Here is a 16,896-nt window from a genome sequence, read left to right as displayed (position 1 = left end):
TGAGCGGATCGGGGCTCCGGGTGCCGTCCGCCCGGTCGTCGGGGAGTGTCGGCGGTGGTGGCTAGCGTGGTGGGGTGCCCGTCACCGCCTCGTCCTCCGCCTCCCCGTCCTCCGTCCAGGAGCGGGAGTCCGGCGGTGCGCGCGTGCGGCTCGACGCCTCGCAGCAGGCGGTCCTCTCCCTGCCGGACGGGCGGAGCGCGGCCGTGCTCGGAGCCCCGGGGTCCGGCAAGACCACGACGCTCGTCGAGCTCGTCGCCGACCGGATCCTCGAGCGGCGGTACGCGCCGGAGTCGGTCGCGGTGCTGGCGGCCAGTCGCACGGCCGCCACCGCACTGCGCGACGTCCTGGCGCTCCGGATCGGCGTGCCGACGCGGGGGCCGCTGGCGCGCACGGCGACGTCGCTGGCGTTCGAGGCGGTCACCGCCTCCGCGAAGGAGCTCGGCGTCGAGCGGCCGACCCTGCTCACCGGCGGCGAGCAGGACGTCCTGCTCTCGGAGCTGATCGAGGGCCACCTCGAGGAGGGCACGGGCCCGCGCTGGCCGGACGAGTTCGGCCCGGAGGTCCTCCGGCTCCGCACCTTCCGCACCGAGCTGCGCGAGTTCGGCATGCGCGCGACCGAGCACGGCCTCGACACCGCCGCCGTACGCGCGCTCGCCGTCGACGCCGAGCGGGGCGAGTGGGCCGCGGCCGCCGAGGTGCTCGAGGAGTTCCGGGAGGTCGTCGACTGGATGTCCCCCGACGCGGGCACCAAGCTCGACGCCGCCGAGTTCGCGGCCTTCGCCGCCGAGACGATCCGCGCGGGTGGCGGGGGCGAGCGGATCACCGCGCTCCGGCTCGTGATCGTCGACGACCTGCAGGAGGCGAGCGAGTCCACCGTCGTGCTGCTGCGGGCCCTCGCCGCGCGCGGGGTGACGATCATCGCCTTCGGCGACCCGGACGTGGCGACCAGCGCCTACCGCGGCGCCTCCTCCGACACGCTCGGCCGCTTCTCGTCGAGCATCGGGGTCGAGGGCGCCGAGACGCTCGTCCTCGAGCGGGTCCACCGTCACGGCGCCGAGCTGCGGGCGCTCGTCACGCGCGCCGTGCAGAGGATCGGCACGGCCGCCGCCGGCCGGCAGCGCACCGCCGTCGCCGAGGACGAGGCGGGGGGCGCCCCGGAGCCGATCCTCGTCCTCCAGGCGCCTACCCCCGCGCGCGAGGCGGCGACACTCGCGCGGCTCCTGCGCGAGCGCCGGCTGCGCGACGGGGTCCCGTGGCACCGGATGGCCGTCGTCGTGCGCTCCGGGGCGGCGGTGCAGCCGCTCGTGAAGGCGCTCGCCGTGGCCGAGGTGCCCACGCGGTCCGTCCTGGCCGGCCGGGCCCTGCGGGACGACCACGCCGCGCGCGCCCTGCTCGTGCTCGTCGGCGTCGCGATCGGCGAGAGGCCCCTCGATGCGGCGCTCGCGTCCGAGCTCCTGCTCGGGCCCTTCGGCGGCGTCGACCGGCTCGGGCTCCGCCGCCTCCGGCTCGCCCTGCGCGCCGAGGAGCTCGCCGGCGACGGCATCCGCCCCAGCGACGCGCTGCTGGTCGAGGCACTCTCGGCCACCGGGCGCTTCGCCACCATCGACTCCGCCCCCGCCCGCCAGGCCGAGCGCCTCGCCGTCACCATCGACCGTGTGCGGCGCCTCCACGCCGAGCACGGCTCGATCGAGGAGCTCCTCTGGTCGGCGTGGGAGTCGAGCCGCGTCGCCTCGTCGTGGCGCGAGCTCGCCCTGGGCACCGGGCTCACCGCCGCCGAGGCGAACCGCAACCTCGACGGCGTCGTCGCCCTCTTCAGCGCCGCGCGGCGCTTCGTCGAGCGGGCCGCCGGATCCTCCGCGATCGGCTTCGTCACCGAGATCCTCGAGGCGGAGGTCCCGGAGGACACCCTGGCGCCGCGCTCGGTCGACGACGCGGTGCTCATCGGCACGCCCTCCTCCGTCGTCGGACTCGAGTTCGACGTGGTCGTCATCGCCCGGCTGCAGGACGGCGTGTGGCCCAACCTCCGGCAGCGCGGCTCCCTGCTCGACCCCGACGGCCTCGTCCGCGCCGCCCGCGGCGAGGGCGGCCTGCCGCTGGACGGGCGCAAGGCCACCCTCGACGACGAGCTGCGGATGTTCGCACTGGCCGCCTCGCGCGCCCGCCGGCAGCTCGTGCTCAGCGCGGTCGCCGGCGAGGACGAGACCCCGTCCCTCTTCTTCCGGCTCACGCCTCCCGATGCACCGCACCTCGACGCCGCCTCCGCGGTGCCCCTCACCCTGCGCGGAGCGGTCGCGGCGCTGCGGCGCACGGCGACCACTCCGGACTCGCCCGACGCACCCGCGGCGATCCGCGGACTGCGGGCCCTGGCGCTCGCCGAGGTGCCCGGTGCCGATCCCTCCTCCTGGTACGGCGTCCTCGAGCCCTCGACGAGCGAGCCGCTGTTCGAGCTGGACGACCCGGAGCGGCCGGTCTCGGTCTCGCCGAGCCGTCTGGAGGCGTTCGAGAGCTCGCCGCTCAACTGGTTCGTCGATGCCGTGTCGGGTTCGACCACGAGCACGGCCATGGGCGTCGGCACCCTGGTGCACTGGGTGCTCGAGAACGCCGCCGAGCCCGACACCGAGACGCTGTGGACTCAGCTCGAGTCGCGCTGGCCAGAGCTGGTGTTCGAATCGCCCTGGCTGGGCGAGCGGCAGAAGCGGCTGACCCGGCGCCTGGTCGAAGGGCTCGCCGAGTACCTGGTCGACTTCCGCGAGGCGGAGGAGAGGTGCTCGGGCGCGAGCAGCAGTTCGAGATCGGAGTACCTCCGGCGCGCGTGCGGGGCTCGATCGACCGCGTCGAGCGCGCGGCCGACGGCTCCGTGACGATCGTGGATCTCAAGACCGGCCGCAGCATCCCCCCGAAGTCCGCGGTCGCCGAGCACGCGCAGCTGGGCAGCTATCAGCTCGCCGTCGCGAGCGGCGCCATCGAGGCGGCGGGGCAGGCGGCGCGCGGCGGCGCCAAGCTGCTGTTCGTCTCGGGCGGGGTGGGCGGCAAGCGCTACCGCGAGGTGGTGCAGCCGCGCTTCGGCGAGGAGGAGCTCGAGCGCCTGCGCGAGCGGGTGCGTGCCGCCGCGACCGGGATGGCCGCTCCCGCCTTCTCGGGCCTGCTCGACGCCGTGCCGTTCTCGCCGGGCGACTCCCTCCGGTACCGCCTGCACGCCGTGCCCGAGGTCTCGGGCGACGGCACTCTGGCGCTCGACGAGGTCGAGCCCGAGGAGGATCAGGACGACGCCGTCGACGAGAGGGAGCCGAGCGCGTGATCGACGCCCTGACCATCGCCGAGAAGCTCGATCTGCGCCCGCCGACGGCCGAGCAGCGCGCCGTGATCGAGGCGCCGCTCTCGCCGGCGCTCGTCGTCGCGGGTGCGGGCAGCGGCAAGACCGAGACCATGGCGAACCGCGTGCTCTGGCTGCTGGCGAACGGCATGGCCGCTCCCTCCGAGGTGCTCGGACTCACCTTCACGCGGAAGGCGGCCGCCGAGCTCGGCGAGCGCATCGGCCGCCGCATCGACCAGCTCGGTGCCGCCGGGCTGCTCCCGCTCGCCGACGGGCGGACGGAGCCCGATCCGTTCGACGCCCCGACCGTCTCGACCTACAACGCCTTCGCGAACACGATCTTCCGCGACAACGCGGCGCTGATCGGCCGCGAGGGCGATGCGACCGTGCTGTCGGAGGCGTCGGCGTGGCACCTGGCGCGCGGAGTGGTCGCCGACACTGCCGATCCGCGGATCCTCGAGGTCGAGGCGAGCGTCGACCGCCTCACCGACCTCGTCGTGTCCCTCGCGCACGACCTCGCCGACAACCTGGCCGACCCCGCGGAGGTCGCCGCCTTCGCCGAGGACTTCGTGCGCATCGGCGGACTGCCCCGGGGCTCCAAGGGCAGCGGCGCCTACCGCGACGTCGAGAAGGCGGTCCAGGCCGTCGGCGCGCTGCCCGTCCTCACCGCGCTCGCCGGGCGGTTCCAGGAGGCGAAGGCCGAGCGCGGCTTCGTGGAGTTCTCGGACCAGGTCGCCCTCGCCCTGCGGATCACCGAGAGGGTGCCGAAGCTCATCGACGAGCACCGGGCGCGGTACCGGGTGGTGCTGCTCGACGAGTACCAGGACACCTCGGTGCTGCAGACGCGACTGCTCTCGCGCCTCTTCGCCGAGCAGGGCGTGATGGCGGTCGGCGACCCGCACCAATCGATCTACGGCTGGCGCGGGGCGAGCGCCGAGGGGCTCGGCCGCTTCGGCGTCGACTTCGGCTCGGCGGCGCGCTTCTCGCTCTCGACGAGCTGGCGGAACGGGCACGGCGTCCTGGCGGCGGCGAACGCGGTGGTCGAGCCGCTCGCGGCGGGCAGCGCGGTCCCCGTCGACCGTCTCGCCGCCGGTCCCGCGGCGAGCGGGCACCCGGTCGAGCTGACCTTCCCCGAGACGATCGAGGAGGAGGCCGACGATGTCGCGCGTTGGTTCGCGGGCCGCCTCGCCGAGAGCCCGGAGCCGCCCTCGGCCGCGGCGCTCTTCCGCGTCCGCGCGCACATGGACCGCTTCGCCGCCGCGCTGGCGAAGCACGGGGTCAGGTACCACATCCTCGGGATCGGCGGGCTCCTCCGCCAGCCCGAGATCGCCGACCTGGTCGCGGCCCTCACCGTCGTGGAGGATCCGGCCGCGGGCAGCGAGCTCGTGCGCCTGCTCGCCGGAGCGCGCTGGCGGATCGGAGTGCGCGACCTGCGCGCCCTCCGCGATCTCGCCTCCTGGCTCGCGTCGCGCGATCACGCGCACCGCCTGCTCCCCGAGGAGGTGCGCGAGCGGATGCGCGCGTCCGTCACCGAGGGGGAGGGCGGCTCGATCATCGAGGCGCTCGACTTCATCGCGTCGCGTCGACCGGGGGAGGACGGCCGGATCGACCACTCCGCACTGTCGGCCTTCAGCGAGGCGGGGCTCTCGGCGGCTGCACGACGCCGGCACCCTGTTCGCGCGGCTCCGGGCCCGTGCGGGCCTGGACCTCCTCGACTTCACCACCCTCGTCGAGCAGGAGCTCGGACTCGACATCGAGGTGGAGGCCAACGAGTCGCGCAGCGAGGGCCGGGCCAATCTCGAGGCCTTCCGCGACGCCGTCTCCGGCTATCTGCAGACCGACGACCGGGGTGCCGGCACCGGCTCGTCCCTCCGCGGCTTCCTCCGCTGGCTCGTCCTCGCCGACAAGCGCGACGGCCTGGCGCCCCGCCCGGAGGATCCCGAGCCCGGCACCGTGCAGCTGCTCACCATCCACGGCTCGAAGGGTCTGGAGTGGGACCTCGTCGCGGTGCCGCGCATGGTCGACGGCGAGCTCCCCGGCACTCCCGTCGAGGGGTTCCGCGGCTGGGTGCGCCTGGGCGCGATGCCGTACGCCTTTCGCGGCGACGCCGCCGAGCTGCCGGACCTCGACTGGCGCGGCTGCGAGACCCAGAAGGACGTGGTCGACGCGATCGGCGACTTCGGCGCCGTCCTGCGCGAGCGCAACGAGGCGGAGGAGCGCCGGCTGGCCTACGTCGCCGTCACCCGCGCCCGTCACCACCTCCTGCTGAGCGGATCGTGGTGGGCGGGTCAGTCCAAGCCCCGCGGTCCGGGGGTCTTCCTCCGCGACCTCGCCGAGGCCGGCACCCTCCCGGAGCTCCCCATCGAGCCCGCGAACCTCGAGAACCCGCTCGAGCGGGCCCCGCGGACCTTCCGCTGGCCCCACGATCCGCTGGGCTCGCGCGGTGAGCGGGTCCGCGCCGCAGCCGGGCGGGTCCGCCTGGCCGAGCCGGCCCTCCTCGGTGCGCGCGGCGAGGACGTCCGGCTGCTGCTCGCCGAGCGGGCCGTCCGCCTCGCCGGCGGCGAGCGCGTCGCGCTGCCCGTCCGCATCCCGGCCTCGCGGTTCAAGGACGTGGTGAGCGCTCCCGAGGAGGTCGCCGCGCAGCTGCGCCGGCCGATGCCGGAGCGGCCGTACCGGCAGACCCGGCTCGGCACGACCTTCCACTCGTGGGTCGAGAACCGCTTCGGCATCCAGGGCGAGGCGGAGGCGGTCGACACCTTCCCCGACGAGCTCGACGATCCGGGCGCGACGACGGTGGAGCAGGAGCGGCTCGCGGCCCTCGTCGAGACCTTCGAGCGGTCGGAGTGGGCGGACCGCCGCCCGGAGGCCGTCGAGATCGAGATCCACCTGCAGCTCGCCGAGCACGTCGTGGTCTGCAAGATCGACGCGGTGTACCCCGACGGCGACGGCTTCCAGATCGTCGACTGGAAGACCGGGCGTGCGCCGGAGGACGCCGCCGACCTCGAGCTCAAGCAGTTCCAGCTCGCGCTCTACCGGCTCGCCTTCGCGAAGTGGAAGGGCGTGCCGCTGGAGAGCATCGACGCCGTGTTCTACTTCGTCGCCGACGACCTGGTGCTCCGGCCCGAGCGCTTCTACTCGGAGCGCGAGCTGTCGGAGTCGCTCTCCTCGGCCCTGGGGGCGAGGCCGCGTCCGTGAGAGCCCGTCCGGGCGCCGGGAGTGCGGTTCAGCAGCTCCTCGACCTCCGAGACCTCGAGCACCGGCCCGGTGTCGGTCGAGAGCGGAGCCGACAGGTCGCCCAGCACGCTGTCGACGAGGGTGTCGAGCATCGCGACCGCGTCGTCGACGATCGCCGAGTCGTCGGTCTCGGTGCCGTGCAGCAGCCAGCGCGCGAGCTCGAGCTCGGCGTAGAGCTGCGCCCGCTGGCGGAGGGTCCGGTCGACCGCTCCCGCGCGCATCCGCGAGTAGGCGGCGAAGGCGGTCCCGGCGCCGGGGGCGCTGAGGAGCCAGTGCAGATCGCGGGCGGGATCGCCCACGCGCAGGGCGGCCCAGCCGAGCACCGCGGTCACGACGTCGCCGGAGCGCAGGAACGAGTCGGAGGTCATCGAGCCGTTGACGACCGTCGGATCGAACCGCCAGAGGGCCTCGTCCGACGAGGCGGTCTCCCACCGGGCGACGAGCGCGGCGGGCACGTGCCCCGTGTCGGCGGCGCGCTCGATCACGGCGACGGTCTCGTTCAGGCTGTCGCGGGCGGTGGCGACGGGCAGTCCCGCCTCCTGCACGAACGACGCGGGCAGCGAGTGGATCGCGCCGATCGCGCGGCCGACCGAGTCGGCGAGTCCGCTCGAGGGGGCGACGTCGTCGATGAGCACGCGGTCGCCGTCGAGGAACTCGTAGACGACGGCGCGCGTGCCGTCGTAGGGGGCCTGACCGACGCTCGTGTGCAGGTCGAAGGGCAGTCGGCTGCGGATCCCCGCGGTCAGCGCCCGCAGCGCCACGAGGTCGCCGAGCTGCTCCTGCTCGGCCAGAGCGGAGGTCGGCACCCGCACGAGCAGGCGGGCGCCGTCGCGGCTGGTGACGAGCGCCGAGTCGAAGTCGCCGTGGGTCGAGTGGGTGAACGCTCGCGCGGTCCGGACGTCGAGGCCCTCGACGGCCGAAGTGGCCAGCGCGGCTAGAGTGAGATGGGATCTGGCCATGGGTTCTAGGTTAGGTCGCTCCGCGCCCGACCGGCCCGACCGCCACGCGCTCTCCCGCCGATGCCGTGCTCGGGATCCGGCCCCGGCACCGCCGGACGCCGACCCGCTGCGGACCGACCCGCGGGCGTCTCCCGTCCCGCGGCACCGCCTCCTGGAAAGAGCCCCCGAATGACCACGCCCTTCACCGATCGCCTCCCGCTCGCTCGCCAGGCCGTCGACCGCGACTACCTCTCCCGAGCCCGTCCCGACCTCTACGACGAGCTTCTCGCCGACCCGGCGACGCGCGTCCTGGCCCTGCGGAAGGACCGCGCCCTGGTCGACGGCGACCGCCTCGCGCTGCAGAGGGCCGACTCCGTCACCTCAGGCACGCTCCGCGTCTACCTCGGTCGGACCACGGTCGACGCCGACGGCGAGCCCGCGGGCACGCCGGTCGTCGCCACCGTGCTGACCGAGGCGGCCGCCCTCGAGCTCGAGCCCGACGAGTCGCGCTGGAGCCAGCTGCGCCCGATCGCCGAGCGCCTCAGCCGCCGCGACGCGGGCCTCTTCACCGAGGCGCTCGCGATGGCTAACTGGCACGCCGTGCACGCCTACTCCCCGCGCAACGGCGACCCGACCGTCGTCGAGCAGGGCGGCTGGGTCCGCCGCTCGCCGACCGACGGCAGCCAGGTCTTCCCGCGGACCGACCCCGCGATCATCGTCTGCGTCCTCGACGCCGACGACCGCCTGCTCCTGGGCTCGAACGCCATGTGGGGGAGCGACCGCTTCTCGCTGCTCGCCGGCTTCGTCGAGCCGGGCGAGTCGCTCGAGGCGGCCGTCGTGCGCGAGATCTTCGAGGAGTCGGGCATGCGCGTCGTCGACCCCGCCTATCTCGGCTCGCAGCCGTGGCCGTTCCCCGCGTCGCTGATGGTCGGCTTCACCGCCCGCCTCGCGCCCGATCAGGAGCCCGCGGCGCTGCGACCGGACGGCGAGGAGATCGTCGACCTGCGCTGGTTCACCCGCGACCAGCTGCGCGACTCGCTCGAGTCGGTGCTTTTGCCCGGCCGCTCCTCCATCGCCCGCGCCATGATCGAGGACTGGTACGGGGGCGAGCTCGAGAACGGGCCCATCGCGTGAGCCTGCTCGACGGGCTCGACGAGGGGCAGCGGGAGGCGGCGGAGGCGCTGCTCGGGCCGGTCTGTGTGCTCGCGGGAGCGGGCACCGGAAAGACCCGCACCATCACGCACCGCATCGCGCACGGCGTGGCCACGGGCGTCTACACCCCGGGCCGCGTGATGGCGCTGACCTTCACGAGCCGCTCGGCCGCGGAGCTGCGCTCGCGCCTGCGCGTCCTCGGTGCAGGAGGGGTGCAGGCGCGCACGTTCCACGCCGCCGCGCTCTCGCAGCTCGGCTACTTCTGGCCGCAGCTGGTCGGCGGCACGATGCCCCAGCTGCTGGACGGCAAGGCCCGCCTGCTGGGCCACGCGGCCGAGCGGCTCCGTCTCAAGCTCGACACCGCGACGCTGCGCGACCTCTCGGCCGAGATCGAGTGGCGGAAGGTCTCGGCGCTGTCGCTCGAGCAGTACGCCGTCGCCGCGCGCACGCGGACCCTGCCCGGTCGGCTCACGCTCGATCAGACCGTCGCCCTGGTCGACGAGTACGAGGGGCTGAAGGACCAGCGCCGGCAGATCGACTTCGAGGACGTGCTCCTCGTCACCGCCGGCATGCTCGAGTCCGAGCCCGCGATGGCCATGCAGGTGCGCGAGCAGTACCGCTTCTTCGTCGTCGACGAGTACCAGGACGTGAACCCGTTGCAGCAGCGGCTGCTCGAGCTCTGGCTGGGCGACCGGAGCGACCTCTGCGTCGTGGGCGACGCGAGCCAGACCATCTACTCCTTCGCCGGCGCGCGGGCGGACTACCTCCTCGACTTCCCCGCGCACTGGCCCGCCGCCACCGTGGTGCGCCTCGAGGAGAACTACCGGTCCGCGACCCCGATCGTGCAGACCGCGAACCGGCTCATGCGCGGGCGCCCGGGTGCGCTCGTGCTGCACGCGGTCGAGAAGGGCGAGGCGCCGGAGCCGTCGATCGACGCGTACCCCGACGACATCGCGGAGGCGCGCGGAGTGGCCGCCCGCGTCGCCGCCGACATCGAGGCGGGAGTGCGGCCCTCCGACATCGCGATCCTGTTCCGCACCAACTCGCAGTCGGCGGTGCTCGAGCACGCCCTCACCGAGCGCGGTGTCAGCGCGTACATGCGCGGCGGCAAGCGGTTCTTCGACCTGCCGGAGGTGAAGCAGGCGGTGATGCAGCTGCGCGCCGCCTCCGTCTCGATCGCGGGGGAGCCGCTCTTCAAGTCGGTCAGCGACGTCCTCCGCTCGCTCGGCTGGAGCGCGGAGCCGCCGTCGGCCCCCGGTGCCGTGCGCGATCGGTGGGAGTCGCTCGACACCCTCGCCCGCCTCGTCGACGAGGCTCCCGCCGACTGGACGTTCCGGCAGTTCACCGACGACCTCCTCGCCCGGCAGCAGGTGCACCACGAGCCGGACCGCGCGGCGGTCACCCTCGCGACCATCCACTCGGCCAAGGGCCTCGAGTGGGACTCGGTCCACCTGATGGGCCTCTCGGAGGGACTGCTCCCCATCTCCTACGCGAGCGGATCTCGAGGGCATCGACGAGGAGCGCCGCCTGCTCTACGTCGGCATCACCCGCGCGCGGCGGCGCCTGCGCCTCTCGTGGTCGCGCTCGACGGTGGGCCGGGTGACGCGGAGGGAGCCGTCCCGCTTCCTGGAAGAGCTCGGCACGCGCACTCGCGGTGCGGCTCCAGCCGCCGCTCGCTGAAGCCGCCCGAGGCGTCGGAGTAGATCCGCTCCCGGTCGCTCAGCGCCGTCCCGCCCGCGAGGACGCGGCGCAGCACGGCGTCGGCCGCCACGACGGCGATCGCGGCGCTCGCGAGCGCGGTCCGGGTCGGCGCGCGTCGGCCGAGCACCTGGATGACGAGCCGCGGCCACTCGGGATCGAGGTCGATCCGGTCGCGCTCGGCGCAGTGCAGGCACGGGCCCGCGCCCGGTTCGACCAGCGGCCCGACCCGCACCGCCTCGTCGCCGAAGACGACCGCCAGGTGGGGCACGTCGGCGGCCAGCCAGTGCGCGGCCCGGACCGGAGCGACCGCGAAGTCGGCCAGCAGCACGGCGACGTCGGGCACCGCGTCCTCCCCGACCAGCTCGCAGCCCTCGCCACGCAGCAGGCTCCGCAGGGCGTCCGCCGCGGTGCCGTCGCCCTCGACGACCACGCGCGGTGCGGGGAGGGCCGGGTGAGACGTTGCGCGACAGCACCGGGCGCAGCGCTTCGAGCAGCTCGTCGATCCGCTCGTCGGACGCGCCCGCCCGCCGCGCGATCAGCCGCGCGGTTCCGGCGCTGGTGCCCACCCGCAGCGCGTGCAGCAGCAGCTCCTCCGCGTAGCCGACGCCGTCGAGGACCACGTGCGGGCGGTCGAGCCCGACCTGCATCGCGGTCGCTGAGCGCCAGAGGAGCGGGAACCGGGGATCGAGTCGGAGGACCATGCCGAGAGCATGGCCGAGTCGGCGGCGGGGCCGGGGGAGTTCTCCACAGGTCCCGCCGCCGGAGGCGATCAGACCGGGCGGTCGCCCGTCGGGCCGGCCGCGTCGTCCGGGCCGTCGCCCGCTCCGTCGGCCGGGGAGCGTCGGGGGTGCCGCCGTTGAGCAGCTCCTCGAGCGCGCGGTCCATCTCGTCGGGCTCCGGGGTCTCGCCGCGGGCCTCCGCGCTCAGGCGGGCCACGAGGCGGCTCGGGTCGTCGAGATCCTCGGAACCCGGCAGCAGATCGGGGTGCGACCACAGGCTGTCGCGCGCCTCCGGTCCGACGGCGTCGGTCACCGCCTGCCACATGGCGGCGGCGTCGCGGAGCCGGCGCGGGCGCAGCTCCAGGCCGACGAGCGTCGCGAACGCGGACTCGGCCGGGCCGCCCGAGGCGCGGCGGCGGCGGACGGTCTCGGCGATCGCCCCGGCGCTGGGCAGGCGGGTGGTCGCGGCCGCGGTCACGACGTCGACCCAGCCCTCGATCAGCGCGAGGACCGTCTCGAGGCGGCCGTGCGCCGCGAGCTGCTCCTCGGTCTTGGGCGGGATCAGCGCGCCGGAGGTCATCGCGTCGCGCAGCTCCTCGGGGTTCGACGGGTCGAAGTTCCCGGCGAGCTCCTCGAGGCGGGTGGTGTCGATGCTGATGCCGCGCGCGAAGTCGGTGATCTGCGAGATGAGGGCCAGTCGGAGCCACTTGCCGTGGCGGAAGAGGCGGGCGTGAGCGAGCTCGCGCACGGCCAGGTAGATCTGCACCTGGTCGATCGGGATGTCGAGTCCCTCGCCGAACGCGGCCACGTTCTGCGGCAGGATCGCGGCGTCGTTCTCCTCGAGCAGGGGGATCCCGATGTCGCCTCCCGAGACGACCTCCGCGGCGAGCTGCCCGACGACCTGGCCGAGCTGGAGGGCGAAGAGCGTTCCGCCGATGCCGCGCATCATGCCCTCGGCTCCGGCGATCATCTCGCGCATCTCCTCCGGCGCCTGCTCGCGCATCACGCGGGTCAGCGCGTCCGAGATGCTCAGGGCGACGGGCTCGGCGAGCTGCGTCCACACCGGCATCGTGAGCGAGATCCACTCGAGGCGGCTGATCGTGCGCGGCGGGCGGGAGAGCTCCGAGACGTAGGCGACCTCGTCCAGCCAGAGGGCCGCGACGCCGAAGGCCGCGTCGAAGGGGGCCCGCACTGAGTCCGTGACCGGCGCGGAGTCGGCGCGGGCGAGCTGCTTGGCCTGCTCGCTCGCGAGCGTCCAGTTGATGCCGTCGCCGTTCTGCTGCATCGCGCGCTGCAGCTGCGAGAGCAGGTTCTGCAGGGCGACCGGGTCGTTCGGGAGTCCGGCGGCGCCCGCGAGCTGCGACGGATCGATCGGACCGTCACCCGAGAGGAACCGGCTCAGCATCTCGCGGAACTCGTCCTCCGACCCCTCGCCGGGTCGGTCAGCACTGTCGCCTGCGGCCATTCGGATCAGCCCTCCGTCGTTCGGGTGAACGCCCGTGACGGGCGCGGGATCGTGACTCGACTCCCAGTCGTGCAAGCTACGTTAGCCCGAGTGCCCGGGCGATCGGCCTGAAGACGACCGCAACCGCAGGGCCCGCTTCCGCCCGCCGCGAACACTCCGGCGGAGCTTCCCCGCACGCCCTGAGGAAGGCCCCCGTGACGCTGTTCTCCGACGATCCCCGGCACTCGCCCTCACGCGGGAAGCGGGCGTGGGTGGGACCTGACCGTGCTGTTCTCGGGCGTCGCCCTGGTGGTCGCGCTGGGCATCGCGCCCGCCCCTTACGTCATCGAGCAGCCGGGTCCCGTCTTCGACACCCTCGGCACCAGCGAGGCCGACGGCGAGGACGTCCCGCTCATCTCCATCCCCGACGAGCCCACCTACCCCACGACCGGCACGCTCGACATGCTGACCGTCTCGGTCGTCGGGAATCCCGAGAGCCTGCCCAACTGGGTCGAGATCGTCGGCGCCTGGTTCGACCGCAGCAAGGCCGTCGTCCCGGTGGAGTCGATCTTCCCGAGATCGGTCACGGTGCAGGAGCGCGACGAGGCCAACCAGGCCGAGATGACCGACTCGCAGCAGGAGGCGATCGCCGTGGCGCTGACCGAGCTCGGCTATCCGGTCGCCCAGCAGGTGTCGGTCGTGCAGATCCCGGAGGACTCGCCCTCCGTCGACGTGCTCGAGCCGGGCGACGCGGTCGTCGCGGTCGAGGGCGCCCCCGTGTCCGACGTCGCCGCTCTCCGCGACGCCGTGCAGGCGTCCGGTGCCGGTGTCCCGGTCGACCTCACGATCGAGCGCGACGGCGCGCGCCAGGACGTCGAGGTGGTGCCCGTCGACAGCGACGGCGCCGCGGTGATCGGCATCGTCGCCGGCCTGGCCTTCGACTTCCCCTTCGAGGTCGACATCCAGCTGAACGACGTCGGCGGCCCGAGCGCGGGCATGATGTTCGCCCTCGGCATCATCGACAAGCTCACCGAGGGCTCGCTCAACGGCGGCGAGGAGGTGGCGGGCACCGGCACCATCGACGCGGACGGGCAGGTCGGGCCCATCGGCGGCATCCGGCAGAAGATGTTCGGCGCGGTGGCGGCGGGCGCCGACTGGTTCCTCGCTCCCGCGCAGAACTGCGGCGAGGTCGTCGGGCACGTGCCGGACGGCATCGACGTGCTCAGCGTGGCGACGCTCGACGAGGCGCTCGCCGCACTCGACGGCATCGCCTCCGGCGACGTCTCGGGACTGCCCACCTGCGACGGGGCGACTCCGATCGGCTGACGCGCGCCTCCTGCTGTCGAGGCCGACGCTCAGGTGGGGCCCGCACCCGTCGCATAGCATGGGTGGCCTCCCCTCACATCTCGACAGCAAGAGGCCTATCCGTGAGTTCCACAGCAACCGAAACCCCGCAGCGGAAGAGACGGAGCGTCCTCGCCGTCACTGTCGTGGTGGTGGCCGTTCTGGTGGTGGCGTTCTTCGTCTTCGCCGGTCTCTACACCGACATCCTCTGGTACGACCAGCTCGGCTTCCTCTCCGTCCTCACGACGCAGTGGGCGGCGGCCGGCGGGCTCTTCGTCATCGGCTTCGCCGCCATGGCGATCCCGGTCTTCATCAGCCTCACGCTGGCCTACCGCCTGCGCCCGGTCTACGCGAAGCTCAACTCGCAGATCGACCGCTACCAGCAGGTCGTGGAGCCGCTGCGCCGTCTGGCGACCTTCGGCATCCCCGCGGTCCTGGGACTGTTCGCGGGCGTCTCGTCGGCGTCGCGCTGGCAGACCAGCCTGACCTTCTGGAACCGCACCCCCTCGGGCGACATCGACCCGCAGTTCGGGCTGGACACGTCCTTCTACCTGTTCGAGCTGCCCTTCTACCAGAGCCTCGTCGGCTTCGCCTCGGCGGTCCTCATCATCTCGGCGCTCGCCACTCTGGCCACGGGCTACCTCTACGGCGCGATCCGCGTGAACGGCCGCGAGGTCCGGATCTCGAAGTCCTCGCGCATCCAGCTCGCGATCATCGCGGCGCTCTACCTCCTCGTGCAGGCCGTCAGCCTCTGGCTCGACCAGTACGCGACCCTCACCGACCAGGGCGCCCGCATCACCGGAGCGACCTACTCGTCGGTCAACGCGACCATCCCGGGCCTGCAGATCCTCGCCGGCGTCGCCGTGCTCGTCGCGGTCCTCTTCGTCGTCACCGCGTTCATCGGACGCTGGCGCCTCCCCGTCATCGGCACCGCGCTCCTGATCGTCTCGAGCCTGCTCGTCGGCTCCCTCTACCCGTGGGTCGTGCAGAAGTTCCAGGTCGAGCCCAACGAGCGCACGCTCGAGGAGCCCTACATCCAGCGCAACATCGAGATGACCCGCCAGGCGTACGGCGTGGACGACGTCCAGGTCATCCCGTACGACGCGACCACCGACGCCGAGCCGGGCGCGCTGCGCTCCGACGCCGAGACCACCGCGAACATCCGCATCCTCGACCCCGCCGTCGTGACGGACGCGTTCTCGCAGCTCCAGCAGTTCCGTCAGTACTACGCGTTCGGCGATGAGCAGAACGCCCTCGACGTCGACCGCTACAGCATCGACGGCGCGACCCAGGACGCGGTCGTCGGCGTCCGCGAGCTGAACCTCAACGGTCTGGGCAACAACCAGACCTGGTACAACCAGACCCTCGTCTACACCCACGGCTACGGACTGGTCGCCGCGTACGGCAACCAGCGCTCCGCCGACGGCGAGCCCGTCTTCATCGAGTCGGGCGTGCCGACCACCGGTGATCTCGGCGACTACCAGCCGCGCATCTACTTCGGCGAGAACTCCCCGGCGTACTCGATCGTCGGCGGGAACGGCGACCGCAACATCGAGCTCGACTACCCGTCGGGCACCGAGGGCGAGCAGCAGACCTACACGACCTTCGACGGCGAGGGCGGACCCGCGCTCGACAACGTGTTCAAGAAGCTCGTGTACGCGATCAAGTTCCAGTCCGAGCAGATCTTCCTGTCGGACGGGGTCAACACCGAGTCGCAGATCCTCTACGACCGCAATCCGGTCGACCGCGTGCAGAAGGTGGCCCCCTACCTGACGCTCGACTCCGACGCCTACCCGACCGTCGTGGACGGCCGAGTGGTCTGGGTGGTCGACGGCTACACCACCTCCGCCGAGTACCCGTACTCGGAGGTGCAGAGCCTCTCGCAGGCGATCGCCGACACGAACACGCAGCAGCAGTTCCCGACCGACGACGTCAACTACATCCGCAACTCGGTGAAGGCGACCGTCGACGCGTACGACGGCAGCGTCACGCTCTACGCGTGGGACACCGAGGACCCGATCCTGCAGACCTGGCAGAAGATCTTCCCGAGCACGGTCGAGCCGATCAGCGAGATGTCGGCCGACCTGCTCAGCCACGTCCGCTACCCCGAGGACCTCTTCAAGGTCCAGCGCGCGGTCCTGGGCACCTACCACGTCACGGACGCGGGCTCCTTCTACTCGCGCGAGGCGGCCTGGTCGACTCCGAACGACCCGACCAGCGGCACCTCGACCGCCGCGGCGGTCGGCGGGGACTCGCTGCAGCCCCCGTACTACCTGACGCTCCAGACGCCCGACGTCGAGGTGCCGTCGTACTCGCTCTACTCGACGTACATCCCGGCCAGCACGCCCGGAAGCCAGGCGAGCCGCAACGTGCTCACCGGGTACCTCGTGGCCGATTCCGACGCGGGCGCGACCGAGGGGAGCGTCGCCGACGGCTACGGGACCCTGCGGCTGCTCGAGCTCCCGAGCGACGACACGGTGCCCGGCCCCGGTCAGGTGCAGAACGCGTTCAACACCGACCCGACGGTCGCCAACCAGCTCGCCCTGCTCTCGCGCGGCGACACGACGGTGACCCGGGGCAACCTGCTCACCCTCCCGGTGGGCGGCGGACTGCTCTACGTGCAGCCGATCTACGTGAGCTCCAACGGCGACACGAGCTTCCCGCTCCTGCAGAAGGTGCTCGTCGCGTTCGGTGACGACATCGCCTTCGAGGACACCCTCGACGCGGCTCTCGACAGCCTCTTCGGCGGGGACTCGGGCGCGGACGCGGGCGACACCGGCACCCCGGTCACACCCGACACCGGCACCGGGACCGATCCCGGTACCGACACCGGTGCGGACCCGGGGACGGACACCGAGACCGGCGGCACCGACACCGACACCGGCACGGGCGACCAGACGCCGCTGCAGCAGGCCCTCGCCGACGCCAGCACGGCGCTCGCAGCCCGCGAGGCGGCGCTGCGCGACGGCGACCTCACCGCCTTCGCCGCAGCCGACGAGCAGCTGACCGAGGCCCTCACCCGGGCGCTCGAGGCGGAGGGGCAGCAGTAGC

At 73.4% G+C, this 16,896-nt stretch carries 7 protein-coding genes and 3 pseudogenes; 8 read left to right on the top strand and 2 right to left on the bottom strand.

Going from position 1 to position 16,896, the window contains the following annotated elements:
- Positions 1–74 precede the first annotated feature (74 nt).
- From AC0CID_RS06900 to AC0CID_RS06885, 4 genes and pseudogenes are all read left to right on the top strand, one after another.
- The gene (locus AC0CID_RS06900) at positions 75–2,861 is read left to right on the top strand and encodes a UvrD-helicase domain-containing protein (protein ID WP_465226230.1); all 2,787 of its coding nucleotides are present in this window, start codon (positions 75–77) and stop codon (positions 2,859–2,861) included.
- Entirely contained in the window at positions 2,765–3,298 is a 534-nt protein-coding gene (locus AC0CID_RS06895; RefSeq protein ID WP_465226229.1) for a RecB family exonuclease, read from the top strand. Before AC0CID_RS06900 ends, AC0CID_RS06895 begins: the two co-directional genes overlap by 97 nt.
- Positions 3,295–4,215, top strand: a pseudogene (locus AC0CID_RS06890) (UvrD-helicase domain-containing protein); the annotation flags it as partial. The gene AC0CID_RS06895 and the pseudogene AC0CID_RS06890, both read left to right, overlap by 4 nt.
- Positions 4,216–5,071: 856 nt before the next feature.
- Positions 5,072–6,508, top strand: a complete 1,437-nt coding sequence (locus AC0CID_RS06885) for a PD-(D/E)XK nuclease family protein (protein WP_465226228.1) — start codon at positions 5,072–5,074, stop codon at positions 6,506–6,508.
- On the opposite strand, the gene AC0CID_RS06880 is transcribed toward AC0CID_RS06885, so the two are convergent.
- Positions 6,445–7,506, bottom strand: coding sequence for a phosphotransferase (locus AC0CID_RS06880; protein ID WP_251945621.1), 1,062 nt, complete (start codon positions 7,504–7,506; stop codon positions 6,445–6,447). The two genes, AC0CID_RS06885 and AC0CID_RS06880, sit on opposite strands and share 64 nt — an antisense overlap.
- Before the next feature lie 168 nt (positions 7,507–7,674).
- Between AC0CID_RS06880 and nudC the strand changes: the two genes are divergently transcribed.
- Together nudC and AC0CID_RS06870 are read left to right on the top strand one after the other, a co-directional pair.
- Entirely contained in the window at positions 7,675–8,619 is a 945-nt protein-coding gene (gene nudC / locus AC0CID_RS06875) for an NAD(+) diphosphatase (RefSeq protein ID WP_465226227.1), read from the top strand.
- A pseudogene (locus AC0CID_RS06870) lies at positions 8,616–10,317 on the top strand (ATP-dependent helicase). Before nudC ends, AC0CID_RS06870 begins: the two are co-directional and overlap by 4 nt.
- A 790-nt stretch (positions 10,318–11,107) precedes the next feature.
- Here AC0CID_RS06870 and AC0CID_RS06865 read toward each other — a convergent pair.
- Positions 11,108–12,522, bottom strand: a pseudogene (locus tag AC0CID_RS06865) (zinc-dependent metalloprotease).
- A gap of 264 nt (positions 12,523–12,786) precedes the next feature.
- Between AC0CID_RS06865 and AC0CID_RS06860 the strand changes: the two are divergent.
- On the top strand, positions 12,787–13,827 hold the full coding sequence (locus AC0CID_RS06860) for a YlbL family protein (RefSeq protein WP_465226226.1): 1,041 nt from the start codon (positions 12,787–12,789) through the stop codon (positions 13,825–13,827).
- Positions 13,828–13,928: 101 nt separating this feature from the next.
- On the top strand, positions 13,929–16,895 hold the full coding sequence (locus AC0CID_RS06855) for a UPF0182 family membrane protein (RefSeq protein WP_465226225.1): 2,967 nt from the start codon (positions 13,929–13,931) through the stop codon (positions 16,893–16,895).
- Position 16,896: the final 1 nt, after the last annotated feature.

The organism is Rathayibacter sp. AC451 (assembly GCF_979253095.1).
The sequence above is the reverse complement of the archived record's forward strand: the minus strand, read 5'-3'. Positions and strand labels throughout refer to the sequence as shown.